The organism is Minwuia sp., from assembly GCF_048263705.1.
In the GTDB taxonomy this organism is placed as follows: Bacteria; Pseudomonadota; Alphaproteobacteria; order Minwuiales; family Minwuiaceae; genus Minwuia.
This window is the reverse complement of the sequence record NZ_JBLXDV010000003.1, coordinates 395874-410683: the sequence shown is the minus strand read 5'-3', so window position 1 is coordinate 410683 and position 14810 is coordinate 395874. Positions and strand designations below refer to the sequence as shown.

The window sequence follows — 14810 nt, the reverse complement described above, 5'->3', positions numbered from 1 at the left end:
GCCCGCTTCGCCATCACGGGCCACATTGCCGGTCGGGATCAGGAGGACGGAAAGCATGAGCAAACGACCAAAGGCGCTGCTGTTCGACGTGTTCGGCACCGTCGTCGACTGGCGCCGCTCGATCGCGCGCGAGATCGACGGAATGGCAGCCGCACGGGGCTGGGACGTGGACGGTAACGACTTTGCCGTGCGCTGGCGCAAGCTGTATCAGCCCGCCATGCAGCGCATCCGCGAAGGCAACAGGGGTTTCGTGAAGCTGGACATCCTGCACCGGGAGAATCTGGATCAGGTGCTTTCGGATTTGAACATCACGGATCTGTCGGAAGCCGAGAAACAGGACCTCAACCGTGTCTGGCACCGGCTCGCCCCCTGGCCTGACGTCGTCGGCGGCCTGAATCGCATGAAAAGCCGGCACATCCTTGCGACCTGCTCCAACGGCAACATCGCGCTGATGGTGAACATGGCCAAGAACATGGGCCTGCCCTGGGACATGGTGCTGGGCGCGGAGGTGACCGAGGCCTACAAGCCGATGCGGGAATGCTATCTCGGCTCGGCTGCGGCGCTGGACCTCGATCCCGGCGAATGCTGCATGGTGGCCGCCCACAACGAGGATCTGGCCGCCGCACAGGGCTTCGGGCTGATGACGGCCTATGTGGAGCGCCCGACCGAGTACAGCGACGATGGCGGACCGTTCCCGCCGACCGGCGAATGGGATTATGTTGCCGGAGATTTCATCGAGCTCGCCGCGCAACTCGACGGCTGAGACGACAGGGAGACTGAACCAATGAGCCAGAACCGACAGGTTGTGATCCGCGAACTGCCGAAGGGCGAACTGACCAACGATCACTTCGAACTGGTCGATGGCGAGATGCCCGGTGTCGACGAGGGGCAGGTCCGGGTGCGCACCATCCTGATGTCCATCGATGCGGCAAACCGGGCATGGATGCAGGGCGCGACCTATCGAGAGGCCGTCAAGGCGGGCGATGTGATGCACACCTATTCCATTGGAGAGGTGGTCGAATCGAAGGACCCGTCGCTGTCGGAAGGCGATATCGTCGCGGTCGAGGCCCGCTGGGCGGATTATGTGACGGTCAAGGCCCGCCATGCTCAGAAGCTGCCCGATTACCGTCCGCTGACGCACATGCTGTCGGTGCTGGGGATCGCGGGCAAGACCGCCTATCACGGGCTGATCGGTGTCGGCGCCCCGAAGGCGGGCGAGACGGTCGTGGTCTCGGCGGCCGCGGGCTCGGTCGGCATCTTCGTCGGGCAGATCGCCAAGGCGCTGGGCTGCCGTGCGGTGGGGATCGCCGGCGGGCAGGAAAAGTGCGACTGGGTGGTCAATGAACTGGGTTTCGATGCCTGCGTCGACTACCGCGGCGGCAACCTGTTCCGCGAATTGAAAGCGGCCTGTCCGGACGGCATCGACATCTATTTCGACAATGTGGGCGGCGAGGTTCTGGAAACCGTGCTGTTCCAGATGAACATGAAGGGCCGCGTGGTCTGCTGCGGTGCCGTCAGCCAGTACAACGCCGACGCGCCCACGGGCCCGCGCAACCTGCCCGGTCTGATCGTGGTGAAGCGCCTGCGTATGGAAGGCTTCATCGTGATGGATTTCGCCGATCAGGATGCGAAGGCTGAATCCGACCTGATGGGCTGGGTCAAGGAAGGCAAGATCGTGGTCGTGGAAGATGTCGTTGAGGGTCTGGAGAACGCGCCCCGGGCCTTGACAGGCCTGCTGGCCGGCGACAACCGCGGCAAGCGCATGGTGCGGGTCGCGCCGGATCCTTCCTGAACGTCGCGCGTCAGAACATCTGACGAAAACAGCTCAGTGGCGGATGGAGCCGGTTCAGTCGGCCAGTTCCGCCACGATCTCGCGGGCTGTCTCATGCTTGATGTCCGGCAGGCTTTCCCTGGCCGTCGTGGCCAGGTTCTGCCTGGAGTTCGCGATACTGGTCGTCAGCGCCGCCTCGGTGTCCCGGCTGATCGATGCACGCAGTTTCAGTGACGCCTGTTCGAATATGATGCGCTCGTCGGAAGGACCGCCGGGTGCATCGCCCAGTTCGCGCACGATCTTCGAAAGACGGTTTGCCTTGCTTTCCAGATCGTCGGCCTCGCCCTTCAACCGGTCAGCGAAGCTGTTCTCGGCATCCTCGGACTCCGCAGCCTCTTCCGCCCCGGCGCGCAGGACCCGTTCCAGCGCCTTCATGCTGGTGATCACGTCGTTGATCGCGACAACTTCTTCGTCTCGCAGCAATTCCACTGTCATTCTCCGTTGTCTCACTGCCTCTTATCTGGGAACTGGAACGAAGACCTCCAAGGCCTGTCGCAGCATACCGAAGCGTGCCGGGGTTTTCTCCACGATCTCGCCATCGACATTGATGTCCTGGACGGGATCGATCTCGATCGTCAGCGCCTTTGCCCGGACGGTGCGCACATCCTGACGCCGTTTCAGGGCGCCGAACTTCAGGAAGGGCAGCAGCTTCAGCATGCCCCAGGGACCTAGGGGCTTTACATAGAAGACATCAAGCCAGCCATCGTCGATCGCCGCATCGTCGGCGATCCTCAGGCCACCGCCATAGTGCACGCCGTTGCCGACGGCGACCATGGTAGAGCGGAACTTCCGTTTCCGCTTGCCATATCTCATGGTCACCTCGAACGGCTCCATATCGCGCTGTGCATCCAGCCAGCTGATCGGGTAGCTGAGCAGCTTGAAGCGACTTTTGCGTTCGCCTTCATGGTACTGTGCGACGCGGGCGCTGAAACCCATGCTGGCCACATTGAAGAACGGGCGATCGTTGATCGTGCCCAGGTCGATCAGACGCCGCCGGTCGCCCGCCGCAATTTTCGCTGCTGCCACGATATCCGCCGGAATGCCCAGCGTCCGCGCCAGATCGTTCGCTGTGCCCATGGGCAGGAAGCCGACGGGCCTGTCCGACGCGATCAGCGACGATGCCGCGCGGCTGAACGTGCCGTCGCCTCCGCCCAGCACGATGCGTGCGGATTGCCCGGCGTGTTCCTGGATCAGTTCCGGAATTTTTGCCGGGTCTTCCGGACTGTGGGCGTCCACCTCGAATCCGGCCTTCTCGAGCGCGGCGGTGGCGAGTTCCGTCGGGCGCAGTCCGTCACCGCTGCGGCGATTGATGATCAGCAATGCCCGGTTTCCGCTCACATCCATGATTTCCGGTTATGCTCCAGTATTCGGGTCCGCGCTGGCGGGCGATGCGGTTTGCAGCGTGTCGGGAAAGGCGAACCGCCTGTCGCCCTCCGACGGTACCTTCATGATCCCGTTGGCGCGGAGCACGATCTCGTCCTCGCAATACAGCCAGGCATTGCAGAATGCCATGCGGGGTGTCGCGCGGACCAGTTCGGTTCGCCCGTGTACCCACTGGCCCAGCTGTGGTGGCGCGAGGAAATCGCAGTTCAGGTTGATCGTTGGCAGGAAGATGCGGCGGCCCATCAGCACCGCGGCACCGAAACCGATCTGGACGTCGACCAGGGTCGCCAGCATGCCCCCGTGGCAGGTGCCGACGGGGTTCAGATGCTTTTCCTCGACGCGAAACCCCAGTGAGGCCTCGCCGTCAGCGACCTTGCCGTAGATCGGGCCGACAACTCCGAACATCCCGTCTCTCGCCCCGAACGGCTTGAATCCTTCGGGTACATCGGGGTGTAAAGGCGCGTTCATGCAAACAGTTTCCTCGGGTCCAGTGTGTCGTTCTCGTTGTCCGGCCGGTTTGCGACCTTGAAGATTCCGCTGCCGCGCGCGACCAGTGTCCGGTCGTGCTTGATGATGCGGCAATCGGTGAAGACGGTGCTGCGTCCCCGCTTCAGGACTTCGGTGCGGCCCTGAACCCAGTCACCCACGACGGCCGGCGCAATGAAATCGACTGTCACGGCAACAGTGGGGATGAACTGGGCTGTATCAAGCTGATAGTTGAGGGCCGAATTCAGCTGCATGTCGATCAGGGTCATCAGCATGCCGCCGTGCAGCCCGCCCGCTGCATTGGTGTGGCGTGTCTCGACCCGGAAACCCATCAGCAGAAAACCGTCCTCGACCTTGTAGTACAGCGGCCCGTTCTCGACGACGAAGGGCGAGGGCATGTCGCTCGGGCGGAAACCTTCAGGGATGCTGCTCATGAGGCTTCGGGTCTCACGTCTGTCATGAACTGCGCCATCCGCGCCGTGCTTTCCTCAAGATCGCGGCCGGTCATGTTCAGCATCAGATGATTGAACCCGGCTTCCTTCAGCATGGCGATATCGTCGGCGACGGCACTGGCCGAGCCCGTCAGGATCATGCGCGCGCCGTCGCTGTTCTTCACTTCGTCGCCGATGGTGTTCCAGTGGCTCCAGTAGGCCAGATCGATGCTCCCCATATCGCGGTCCGCGTCATCGGCGAACCCTTTCAGGCGCTCCAGTCGCCTGGCGATGCGTTCCGCCGTATCAAGCGGGAACCGCGGGTTGTTGCCGATGGGATACCAGCCGTCGCCATGACTGACGACGCGTTTCAGGGCCGGGGCGCTCTCGCCGCCGATCCAGAGCGGCGGATGCGGTTTCTGCACAGGAAGCGGGCGGGTGGAGACGTTCTCGAAGCGGACGTACCTGCCGTTGAAGCTGGCCAGTTCGTTGGTCCAGACTTCCTTGAACACCTCAAGGTACTCGTTCGTGACCTCGCCGCGTTCAGCGTAGTCCGGCAGTTGCAGGGCCTTGAACTCCTCCGCCATCCAGCCCGCGCCGCAGCCCACGGTGATGCGGCCGCCGGAGAGCTGGTCGATGGTGGCGATGATCTTGGCGGTCAGCAGGGCAGGGCGGTGGGGCACCACCATGACCGACGTCAGCATGCGCAGCTTCTCGGTGACCGCGCTGGCGTAGGCGATCGCGGTCAGGACATCCATGCATTCGCCCAGGCCCGATCCCGGAAAGCTGCCGTCCGCGCTGTAGGGATAGGTGCTGTCGATCTCTGTCGGGATGACCACATGATCCGGAACGACCATGTATGCGTATCCCAGACGCTCTCCGGTCACGGCGAGCGTGCGCAACCCGTCTGCACTGGCCAGTGGCCCTCTTGTGAACCAGGCGAAACCGTAGTCCATGAAGCTCTCCCCCGTTGCTTCCTGATTGGCGGGCACGATAGCGTCAGAGCCGCGAGGGTAGAAGCATGATATCGAGAGAAGAGCGCAGCTTTGCCATGGGTCAGCCGGTCGGTCGCCTGGGAACGGTCGATTCCGCACAGTCCCCGCATGTCGTTCCCGTCTGTTTCGCGCTGGCCGGCGACACGATCTACATCCCGGTCGACGAGAAGCCGAAAGCCGGCGATCCGCGCAGGCTGAAACGGTTGCGGAACATCGATCAGAACGGGCGCGTCTGCCTGATGGTCGACAGGTATGTCGAGGACTGGTCGCAGCTCGGCTGGGTCATGTTTCGCGGCGACGCCCTGATCGAGGACGAGGGACGGAACAGGACGGTGGGCATCAAGCTGTTGCGCGCCCGTTATCCCCAGTATCGCAACATGGCGCTGGAAGAGCGTCCTCTGATCGTGATTAAGGTTGACCTGGTGACCAGTTGGGGCGTTCTTTCCGGCTGAACCGCAACAGACGGACGCAGCCTGATGTACACACCGAAACACTTCCAGATTGCCGACGTTTCGGCCTGCCATCGGCTGATTGCCGATCATCCCTTCGGCCAGGTGATCAGCGTCGAGGCCGACGGCGTGCCGACCGCCAGTCACCTGCCGTTTCATCTGGTGCCTGACGAAGGGGAGGCGGGTACGCTGTACGCGCACATGGCGCGCGCCAACCCGCAGTGGCGGACGTTCGGCGACACCCCCGTGCGCGTGATCTTCAGCGGGCCGCATGCCTATGTGTCGCCCACCTGGTACAGCGAAGGCCCTGCCGTGCCGACCTGGAACTATCTGGCGGTGCACTGTGTCGGCGTGGCGCAGGTCGTCGAAAGCCGAGATGAGCTTGAACAGCAGATGGCGGACCTCAGCATGGCCTACGAGGCCGGGGGCGACTGGCGGTTCGGCGATCTCCCCGATTCCTATCGTGCGGGCATGCTGAAAGGCATTGTCGGGTTCAGCATTCGGATCGATCGGATGATCGGAAAGGCCAAACTCAGCCAGAACAAGCCGGAAGCCGAGACGCTGCGCCTCGCAGCGCATCTGGAGAAGGCAGGCCGTGCGGAAGATGCGGCGGTCGCCGCGCTGATGCGGCAGGCGGCTGAGCGGGAATGACCGGCCCGATCGGAGCATGGTCATTGTCCGGTATTACAATTGCCGGAAACAGGACATATTTGACGGATAATCAGACGACAGAAGCAATTGAGTGAGGATGTCATGAAATCGGTAAATCAACTGGCCGGACTGGCCGTCACCGTGGCTGTCGTGCTCGCCGGATCGCAGCTGCATGCCCAGACCGCGACGGTCAACAAGTCACCGGTCGCTTCGGAAGCGCCCGAACCCGAGGTCATCAAGATCTACGATGAGAACACGCTGACACCGGACAATATCCGCACTTGCCTGACCACGGATCGCGATATTGCCGATATGGAGAAGAAGCTGGCCGAGTACGAGATCACGCTTGAGAACTTCAAGAAGGAGATCTCGGCCCTGACCGACGACATGGACAAGCGCCGCAAACAGATCGACGGGACCGACCCGAAGGCCGTCGATGCCTACAATGCGCGCGTGGATCGTCATCGCGCGATGATCGACCGCTACAATCAGAAGTTCCTGCCGACCCTGGCTGAACGGCGTGCCCGGATGAACAAGTCCATCGACTTCTACAATCAGAACTGCGCCGACAAGGCCTATTTCGAGGACGACTGGGTCGCCATCGTCGAGGAACTGGGCATCGAGGATCCGCGTCCGCAGGCGGGCGGCGGGAAGTAGAGACTATTCCGCCGCGGCCGCGCCCGGCAACAGGTCGGGGGCGCGACCGCGGTCGTCGCCGAATCTCTCTTTCAGAACCTCGACGAACGACTGGCCTTCGGGCGCAACCGCCCCGCCGCTGTGCGTGGCATAGGCTTCCGGCACCTGGACTTCCGGCGGTTCGATACCGATCTGCAAGTCCCGCGCCCGCTTGATCATCAGCTTGCGGAAGCGGATGACACCCTCATCCGAGGGCGTCAGGATTTCCCGGTCGCGGGGCGCGATCCGCCCCTGGCTGTCCTGGATCGCGGCATCCTGCTCCGACAGGCCGGTGATGCCCATGAACAGCTTGGTTTTCTGCAGGTCGCGATCCAGCAGATATTCGTTCCCCCGGTTGCGCAGGGGCACGTAGTCCTCATCGACCATGGCATGCACGCTGCGCCCGTTCTCGTAGCGATCCAGTTCGTCGTCGCTGATCGGGCGGTCGGGACACCAGGTGACGGTGAAGATCCAGCAGTTCTCGTCATCGACCGGCATCCAGCTTTGCGCGGCGTAGGGCTCGCCGGGGAATGTGCCGGGCGCCAGCGAGTGATTGGGCGTCAGAAACTGGCTGATCCGCCAGTAGGTCTCGCCCGGATCGGCCTTGCGCGCCCCGCCCATGACCAGACCGGCCTCATGTTCCTCGACGACGAAGGTCGGCGCGCCGTCGTCGTGAATCCACTGCTGGCGCTTGTCGAGATAGACCGGCTTGCCGGTGCCTTCCTCGGACAGCACGCGATGGACGTAGCTGAAGTGGGCCGTGTCGACGGCGCCTTCCAGCGACTGGGCCCAGTTGCATTCCTGAAGTTTCTTGGAGACATAGCGGTTCTGCGGCGGCACGAGTGCCCATTCCACCAGCGGCAGTTCGGGCGCCGCGTCCGGTTCTCCGAACCAGGCCCAGATCTGACCGCCCCATTCGCGCACGGGCAGGGAGCGGATGCGGGCGGATTTCATGATGTTGTCGCGCGCGCGTCCCGGCTGCATGTTGGGAATGTCCACGCAACCGCCGTCGGCATCGAACTTCCAGCCGTGATAGACGCAGCGCAGGCCGCAGTCTTCGTTGCGCCCGAAGTAGAGGTCCGCGCCGCGGTGTGCGCAGCGCGGCTCGACCAGGCCGATCTTGCCGTCGGTCTGACGGAACAGCAGGAAATCCTCGCCCATGTAGCGGACCCGTTTGGGTGGTTCATCGGGCGTGGCGACTTCCTCGGCCAGCGCCACCGGCTGCCAGAACCGTCGGAAGAGTGCCCCCATCGGCGTATCCGGCCCGGTGCGGGTCAGCAGTTCATTGTCTTCTCTGGTCAACATGCGCTTGTCCTCCCCGGTGCGCAGTCTAGCACAGATTTGCGCCCGGCAATTGTCGGCGGGCCGGACGCTAGCCGAAGCCTGCGGCCGTCGGCAGCCACGTTGCGAGTTCAGGGATGGCCAGCACCGCGGCCAGACCGCCGAGCAACAGCAGCACATAGGGGAAAATGCCACGGATGACCTGGCTCATGGGCGCATTGGCGATGCCCTTGATCACGAACAGGTTCATGCCCACCGGCGGCGTGATCAGGGCGAGCTCCAGATTGATCATCAGCAGGATACCGTACCAGATCGGATCGATGCCCAGTTGCAGCATGACCGGATAGATGATCGGCGTGGTGATCAGGATGATCGAGATGGTCTCCAGGAACATGCCCAGCACGAAGATCACCGCCATCACGGCGAGCACGAACATCATCGGGGTCAGCTCGTAGGCGATCACCGTCTCGACCAGTTCGGCCGGCAGCCGGATGATGGTCACCGCATGACCGAAGATCGCCGCTGCCGCCAGGATCATGAACAGCATCGCTGTGGTGCGGACGGTTTCCTCGGCGGTTTCCCAGAGATCGCGCCAGCCGAAATTGCGGTAGACGACGACGCCGACGAACAGCGCGTAGAAGCAGCCGATGGCTGCGGCTTCGGAGGCGGTGAAGATGCCGAGATAGATTCCGCCCAGCACGACCGGCGGCATCAGCAGGGCCCAGAAGGCCTTGCCGACGGCGCGGGCGCATTCCCTGAATCCGACCCAGCCGGGGTTCTCGATGTCGCTGCGCCGCATGGCGCTGATCGCGCAATAGACCGCGAACAGCAGCGCCATCAGCAGGCCGGGGACGATCCCCGCCAGAAACAGCGCGCCGATGGAGACTTCCGTGACGATGGCATAGAGGATCAGCGGACCGGAAGGCGGGATCAGGATACCCAGCGTGCCGCCCGCCGCGATGACGCCGTAGGCACTGTGGGGTGGATAGCCGAAGCGGCGCATCTGCGGGATGGCCGCGCTGCCGATGGTCAGGGCCGTCGCCACCGACGAGCCCGAGATCGCGGCGAAGACCGTGCACGACAGTACGGTGGCAATGCCCAGACCGCCCGGCAGGTGTCGGACCATGGCGTTGGCGGCTTCATACAGGTGATCGACGACCTTCGAGCGGATCATGATGAAGGCCATGAAGGCGAACATCGGGATCGCGGACAGCAGGTTGTTGTTCAGCTTGGCGAACACCGTGTCGGCGACGGCGTTGACATGCCCTTCGGTCAGCAGCGTCACCACCAGCGAGGCCAGCCCGAGCGCCGCAAAGATCGGCGCGCCGGTCAGCAGCAGGATCAGCAGAAGGCCGAGGATGAGGACGAGAGTCATGGTGTGGGGGTCAGCGCCGTTGCAGCAGCGAGATCAGTCGCGCCAGCGCCACAAGAATGACTGTCACCGAACCGACGATCAGGGCTGTCTGGGGCACCCACATCTGCACGGCCAGATAACCTTCGGAATACATGTCGAAATCCCAGGAGAAGCGGACCGCGATGATCGCGCTGATCAGCAATGCCGCCATCAGCAGGATCACGGCGACCATGCCCCACAGGCCGAGGATACGTGACAGCAACGGACCTGCACGGGCCGAAATCAGGTCGACGCTGATATGTTCGCCCCGACGCAGGGTCTCGGCGGCACCGAACATGACGATGGCGACGACCAGGAATCCCGACAGTTCATCCGTCCAGGTGACCGGCGTACCCAGGACATAGCGGTTGAACACGCTGTATCCCGTGATCGCCAGAACCAGCAGGACACCGAGCGCGGCAACAGCCGCACCGGCCTTCGCGACCGGCGCGACGAGCCTTTCGACAGGGGAGTCGGGTGGAGGCGGCGTGTCGGTGCCGCCTCCGAAATGCCCGTGGCTCACTTGCCGATCTTGTTGACGAGCTCCAGCAGCTTCTCGCCGTCCGCGCCGGTTTCCTCGGCGAACGCCTTGTCGAACGCCGGGCCCATGGCGGCCTTCATCACCGCGACTTCATCGGCCGTGTGGATGTGGACCTTCACGTTCTTGGTCGCGAGCTGATAGGGCGCGGAGCCGGCCGCCTTCTCGGTTTCCTCGACAGCCCAGCGGGCGGCCTTCTCACCGGCGGTGGCGATGGCCGCCTTCGACTTGTCGCTCAGACCGTCGTACCAGGAAGGATTGACGTAGCCGTGGAAGAACACGCTGAACAGCGGCGAGGCCACGACATGATCCTGAACCTCGTAGTACTTGCGCGACCAGGTGGCGGCGATGTCGGTCAGACCGGCGTCGATCACACCGGTTGAAAGCGCCTGATAGACCTTCGAGCCCGACATGGCCGAGGGGGCTGCGCCCAGCGCGGACAGGCCCGCATCAACGATGGGGTTCAGACCGCGGATCTTCACGCCTTCGAAGTCGGCGGGTTTCAGCAATGCCTTGCCGTTCGAGGTGTAGGCGCTCATCCGGGTGGTGAACAGCCAGACCACATTGCGCACGCCCTTGCCCAGAAGGGCTTCGTCCAGGAACGCGGCGGCCTCGGACTTCGGCCAGCCCTGAACCACGTCCAGGCTGGTCACCGCATAGGGTTTCAGGGTGACGTTCATGATCGGCAGGGTCTTGCCCCACTGGAAGTTTACCGAGAAGGCGCATTCGAAGCTGCCCTTGGCGACCGAGGGAATGTTTTCCTTCGCGCCGGCCAGCGCGTTGGCCCCGAAAATCTCGACGCGCAGGTCGCCGTCGGACTGCGCCTCCACTTCGCTGGCCCAGCGGTCGATCACCTGGGCAATGTGGTGCTGCGGCGGCAACTGGTGGCTGCAGCGCATGGCATCGGCGGCCTGGGCGGCTCCGGAAAAGGCGGTAAGTGCCGCGGCGGTGATCAGAAGCTTCTTCATCGTTTCCTCCCTCAAGGATGTGTTCAGCCGGCATTCTTGCCTGATGCCCGGTCGATTGTCGAACGGTCCAGGCCGATGGTGCCCAGAACCTCGTTCGTATGCTCGCCGATATCGGGGACGTCCGCATCGAACTCCGCCGGCGATCCGTCAATGTCGAAGGGCAGCCCCGGTGCCCGGAACTGCCTGTCGCCATAGCGCGACGGCAGCAGCCCGCCGGGCCGGTTCACATGGGGATCGTCGTACATTTCGGCGGGTTTCGCGATCGGAGCATAGGGAATGCCCAGCGGCAGAAACGCCGCCTCAAGGTCCGAAAGCTCCCGTTCGCGAATGGCGGCGGCGATCAGGGGCAGGGTCCAGGCGCGGGCGTCGATCTGCTGCATCTTGGTCTTCAGATCGTCGCGCCCGACCAGTTCGGTCAGACCCAGCAGCCCGCACAGCGCGTCCCAGTGCCCCAGTGTGACGGCACCGACAAAGACCTGCTTGGCATCGGCGGTCTCGAAGATGTCATAGACCGGCCATGAGAAGTCCCGTTCCGGCATCGGCGGGGCGATGGTGCCTTCAAGCTCGTACTGGACCATGTGCTGGGCAACCAGCAGCAGGCAGTTCTCGAACAGCCCCACACGGACCTCGCGGCCGTCTCCGGACTTCTCCCGGTCCATCAGGGCGGCCATGACGCTCATCGCGCCGAACAGCCCGGCCATGATGTCGTTGGCAGAGGAGCCGACACGCAGGGGCCTGCCGGTCGGGCCGGTCATATAGGCCAGGCCGGTCATCATCTGCACGACCTCGTCCAGTGCGGTGCGGTTGCGATAGGGGCCGTTCAGGAAACCCTTGTGGGGCAGGGCGATCAGCCGTGGATAGCGGGTGCGCAGGGTCGCGCTGTCGAGGCCGCGCTTGTCCAGCGATCCTTCCTTAAAGTTCTCGATGAAGACATCGGCGTCCTGCAGAAGGCCGTGCAGGGCCTCGATCCCGGCCTCGCTGTTCAGGTCCAGCACCACCGAACGCTTGCCGCGATTGAAGATCGGAAAGAAGCCGCTGCCCATGCCTGTGAGATGGCGGGTCCGGTCGCCCTCGGGCGGTTCGATCTTGATGACGTCGGCCCCCAGCATGGCCAGGAACATGCCGCAGGACGGGCCCATGATCATGTGACTCATCTCGATGACGCGGATGCCTGCCAGTGTGTCCGGCTTCATGTTGGTATCTCCCCCTTGGCACCTGTCCGGGTGCTTGACAGCGGATCATAGCGGCACCTGTAATCCAGACCAGTCTGCGGCGCGCGTTTGTCGGGAAAGGGAGCACAATGACCCGTACATGGGGCGAAGACTATCCGCGCGATCTGAGCGGCTACGGTCGGACACTGCCCGATCCGCGCTGGCCCGGAGGTGCGAAGATCGCTGTCACCTTTGCACTGAACTACGAATGCGGCGGTGAACTGAACGTGCTGCATGGCGACGATGTTTCCGAAGTCATGCTGACCGATATCGGTTTTCCCGAAGTGACCGGCGCGCGCTCCATGCTGGCCGAATCATCGTTCGAATACGGAAGCCGCCGTGGGATCTGGCGTCTGCTGGATGCATTCGAACAGCGCGGCCTGGCGACCAGCGTCCTGACAGTGGCGAGCGGTCTGGGCCACAATCCGGAAGTTGTCGATGCCTGCGTGGCGGGCGGTCATGAACTGGTCAGCCACGGCTGGCGCTGGATCGACTACCAGCATGTGCCCGAAGCCGTGGAGCGCGAGCACATCCATCTGGCGAAGACCGCGATTGAGACGCTGTCGGGCCGTGCGCCGGTCGGCTGGATGACCGGCCGCCCGAGCCCGAACACGCGGCTGTTGCTGCGGCAGGAAGGCGGTTTCCTCTACGACCGTGATGCCCTGAACGATGAACTGCCCTACTGGATCTCGGATGCGGACGGATCGCATCTGGTGATCCCCTATTCCTATGAAACCAACGACAACCGCTTCAACGAGAACAGTGGCTTCAGCACTGCCGACGATTTCTTCTGCTACATGCGCGATGCATTCGACGTGCTGCTGGCGGAGGGCCGTGCCGGACAGCCGCGGATGATGTCGGTCGGGCTGCATGACCGGCTGATCGGACGACCGGGACGGATCGGCGGGCTCATGCGGTTCCTCGACCACGTGCTGCGCCACGAAGATGCCTGGGTCTGTACCGGGGAGGAGATCGCACGGCACTGGATCGCCACACATCCGGCGGCATAGGCAGGATCAGCCGGTCAGGTCTTCGATGATCCTGAACTTCTGCACCTTGCCCATCGGATTGCGCGGCAGTTCGCCGACCAGCTCCACGCGACGGGGGACCTTGTAGCCGGCCAGCCGTTCGCGACAGAAGCCGATCAGGTCATCGGATGAAAGTGCGGGATCCCGGCTGACGATCATCGCGGTGACGATTTCGCCCCAGCGGTCGTCGGGCAGGCCAACCACGGCGGCTTCCACGACATCGGGATGTTCGTGCAGGATGCGTTCGACCTCGGCGGTGTAGATGTTCTCGCCGCCCGAGATGATCATGTCCTTCTTGCGATCGACGATGCAGAGCCGTCCGTCCGGCTGCCAGATGCCGACATCGCCGGACATGACATAACCGTTCTGCCAGGCCGCCTCGGTCGCGTCGGGCCGTCCCAGATAGCCGGAGAAGTGGGTCAGCGCCTTCACGCCGACCTCGCCCGGTTCGCCGACATCGGCAGGCGTACCGTCCTCGCGGAAGACCTGCACCTCGTTGCCGAAGGTGGGCCAGCCGACCGAATGCGCCAGCAGGTTGTCGCGGTCCTTGATCTCGAAGTTCGTCCAGCCGCCTTCGGTCCAGCCGTAGGCTTCGGTGATCGTGGCGTTCGGGAACATCTCGAAACAGGTCTCGGTCAGGGCGATCGGTCCGGGCGCGCCTGAGGAGATCATGTAGCGCAGCTTGCCGATGGGCGGCTTTCCGCGCGCGCGCCAGACCTCTGCAATCATCGTGCTCATGGACGGCACCAGAAACGCGAACGTCGCATGTTCCGAGAGTTCGTCCACGGCGAGATCGGACTCGAACGTCTGCATGATCCTGAGCCGCGCGCCGATGCAGAGTGCCGCAAAGGCGAGCCCCGTATAGGACAGATGAAACAGCGGTCCCGGCACCAGCATCACATCCTCGGCTGACAGGCCGTACTCCCAGCCCCAGCGCATGATCTGCGTCATGTAGTGATCGTTGGAATAGGGCGCGCCCTTCGGGAACCCGGTCGTGCCGGACGTGTAGCCGACGACAGCCGGCAGATCGCCGAAATCGTCTTCGCCGATGACGGGCCGGATGCCGGTCTCAGGTGTCTCGATCTCGTCGATGTTGATCAGGCGCACGCCGGTGGCCGCCTGGATTTCGGCTGCTTCGGCCAGATACGGCGCGCCCGCGAACAGGACCTGCGCGTCGGAGTCCTCGATCACGAACTGCATTTCCGGTGCCGCAAGGCGGCTGTTGACGGGCACGGCGGCTGCCCCGACACGCTGGCAGGCCAGATAGGTGATCACGTGGTCGTGGTGATTGCCCATCAACTGCCCGACCATGCGGCCATGTTTGCCTGCCGGTGCGTCCTTGATCTGTTGCGCGAGGGCTTCGACGCGCCGCCACAGTTCGGCATAGGTCAGCGTCGGGCCGCCCTGCAGGACCTCGATGGCGACCCGGTCGGGCTGGTTCATGGCCCGCGCGGCGATGGCTTCGGCGATGGTCAGACGCATGACGGGCC

The 14810-nt window shown here is 63.7% G+C and carries 17 protein-coding genes; 6 read left to right on the top strand and 11 right to left on the bottom strand.

Annotated features, from left to right (window positions below; translation table 11 throughout):
- Positions 1-55: 55 nt before the first annotated feature.
- Positions 56-763 carry a haloacid dehalogenase type II gene (locus ACN0X7_RS06795; protein ID WP_417515441.1) on the top strand — a complete coding sequence of 236 codons (708 nt, stop codon included), beginning with the start codon at positions 56-58 and terminating at the stop codon, positions 761-763.
- A 21-nt stretch (positions 764-784) separates the two neighbouring features.
- A complete protein-coding gene (locus ACN0X7_RS06790; protein ID WP_417515439.1) occupies positions 785-1792 on the top strand; it encodes an NADP-dependent oxidoreductase in 1008 nt (335 codons plus the stop codon).
- Positions 1793-1846: 54 nt separating this feature from the next.
- Here ACN0X7_RS06790 and ACN0X7_RS06785 read toward each other — a convergent pair whose 3' ends face one another.
- From ACN0X7_RS06785 to ACN0X7_RS06765, 5 genes are read right to left on the bottom strand one after another with little or no spacing between them, the layout of a single operon-like run.
- Positions 1847-2260: a hypothetical protein gene (locus tag ACN0X7_RS06785; protein WP_417515437.1), complete on the bottom strand. Its 414-nt coding sequence runs from the start codon at positions 2258-2260 to the stop codon at positions 1847-1849.
- Positions 2261-2287: 27 nt separating this feature from the next.
- On the bottom strand, positions 2288-3175 hold the full coding sequence (locus ACN0X7_RS06780) for a lipid kinase (protein WP_417515435.1): 888 nt from the start codon (positions 3173-3175) through the stop codon (positions 2288-2290).
- A 9-nt stretch (positions 3176-3184) separates the two neighbouring features.
- Entirely contained in the window at positions 3185-3682 is a 498-nt protein-coding gene (locus ACN0X7_RS06775; RefSeq protein ID WP_417515433.1) for a PaaI family thioesterase, read from the bottom strand.
- Entirely contained in the window at positions 3679-4134 is a 456-nt protein-coding gene (locus ACN0X7_RS06770; RefSeq protein WP_417515431.1) for a PaaI family thioesterase, read from the bottom strand. The genes ACN0X7_RS06775 and ACN0X7_RS06770 overlap by 4 nt, the downstream gene beginning before the upstream one ends.
- Complete coding sequence (locus ACN0X7_RS06765; protein ID WP_417515429.1) at positions 4131-5087, bottom strand: TIGR03619 family F420-dependent LLM class oxidoreductase; 957 nt, start codon at positions 5085-5087, stop codon at positions 4131-4133. Before ACN0X7_RS06765 ends, ACN0X7_RS06770 begins: the two co-directional genes overlap by 4 nt.
- 65 nt (positions 5088-5152) lie before the next feature.
- Here ACN0X7_RS06765 and ACN0X7_RS06760 point away from each other — a divergent pair, with 65 nt between their 5' ends.
- From ACN0X7_RS06760 to ACN0X7_RS06750, 3 genes are all read left to right on the top strand, one after another.
- Complete coding sequence (locus tag ACN0X7_RS06760; protein WP_417515427.1) at positions 5153-5578, top strand: TIGR03668 family PPOX class F420-dependent oxidoreductase; 426 nt, start codon at positions 5153-5155, stop codon at positions 5576-5578.
- Between the two features lie 24 nt (positions 5579-5602).
- Positions 5603-6226, top strand: a complete 624-nt coding sequence (locus ACN0X7_RS06755) for an FMN-binding negative transcriptional regulator (RefSeq protein WP_417515425.1) — start codon at positions 5603-5605, stop codon at positions 6224-6226.
- 102 nt (positions 6227-6328) lie between these two features.
- Complete coding sequence (locus ACN0X7_RS06750) at positions 6329-6883, top strand: hypothetical protein (protein WP_417515423.1); 555 nt, start codon at positions 6329-6331, stop codon at positions 6881-6883.
- A 3-nt stretch (positions 6884-6886) separates the two neighbouring features.
- Here the strand turns inward: ACN0X7_RS06750 and ACN0X7_RS06745 are convergent, their stop codons facing one another.
- The 5 genes from ACN0X7_RS06745 to ACN0X7_RS06725 all read right to left on the bottom strand — a co-directional run bounded on the left by ACN0X7_RS06745 (position 6887) and on the right by ACN0X7_RS06725 (position 12274).
- On the bottom strand, positions 6887-8206 hold the full coding sequence (locus ACN0X7_RS06745) for a Rieske 2Fe-2S domain-containing protein (protein ID WP_417515421.1): 1320 nt from the start codon (positions 8204-8206) through the stop codon (positions 6887-6889).
- 67 nt (positions 8207-8273) lie between these two features.
- A complete protein-coding gene (locus ACN0X7_RS06740) occupies positions 8274-9557 on the bottom strand; it encodes a TRAP transporter large permease (protein WP_417515419.1) in 1284 nt (427 codons plus the stop codon).
- A gap of 10 nt (positions 9558-9567) precedes the next feature.
- Positions 9568-10098 (bottom strand): TRAP transporter small permease, encoded by a 531-nt coding sequence (locus ACN0X7_RS06735; RefSeq protein ID WP_417515418.1) that lies wholly within the window; start codon positions 10096-10098, stop codon positions 9568-9570.
- On the bottom strand, positions 10095-11081 hold the full coding sequence (gene dctP / locus ACN0X7_RS06730) for a TRAP transporter substrate-binding protein DctP (protein WP_417515416.1): 987 nt from the start codon (positions 11079-11081) through the stop codon (positions 10095-10097). Before dctP ends, ACN0X7_RS06735 begins: the two co-directional genes overlap by 4 nt.
- Before the next feature lie 23 nt (positions 11082-11104).
- Positions 11105-12274 carry a CaiB/BaiF CoA transferase family protein gene (locus tag ACN0X7_RS06725; protein WP_417515414.1) on the bottom strand — a complete coding sequence of 390 codons (1170 nt, stop codon included), beginning with the start codon at positions 12272-12274 and terminating at the stop codon, positions 11105-11107.
- A gap of 107 nt (positions 12275-12381) precedes the next feature.
- Between ACN0X7_RS06725 and ACN0X7_RS06720 the strand changes: the two genes are divergently transcribed.
- Complete coding sequence (locus ACN0X7_RS06720) at positions 12382-13302, top strand: polysaccharide deacetylase family protein (protein WP_417515412.1); 921 nt, start codon at positions 12382-12384, stop codon at positions 13300-13302.
- 6 nt (positions 13303-13308) lie between these two features.
- Here the strand turns inward: ACN0X7_RS06720 and ACN0X7_RS06715 are convergent, their stop codons facing one another.
- Positions 13309-14802 carry a class I adenylate-forming enzyme family protein gene (locus tag ACN0X7_RS06715; RefSeq protein WP_417515410.1) on the bottom strand — a complete coding sequence of 498 codons (1494 nt, stop codon included), beginning with the start codon at positions 14800-14802 and terminating at the stop codon, positions 13309-13311.
- Positions 14803-14810: the final 8 nt, after the last annotated feature.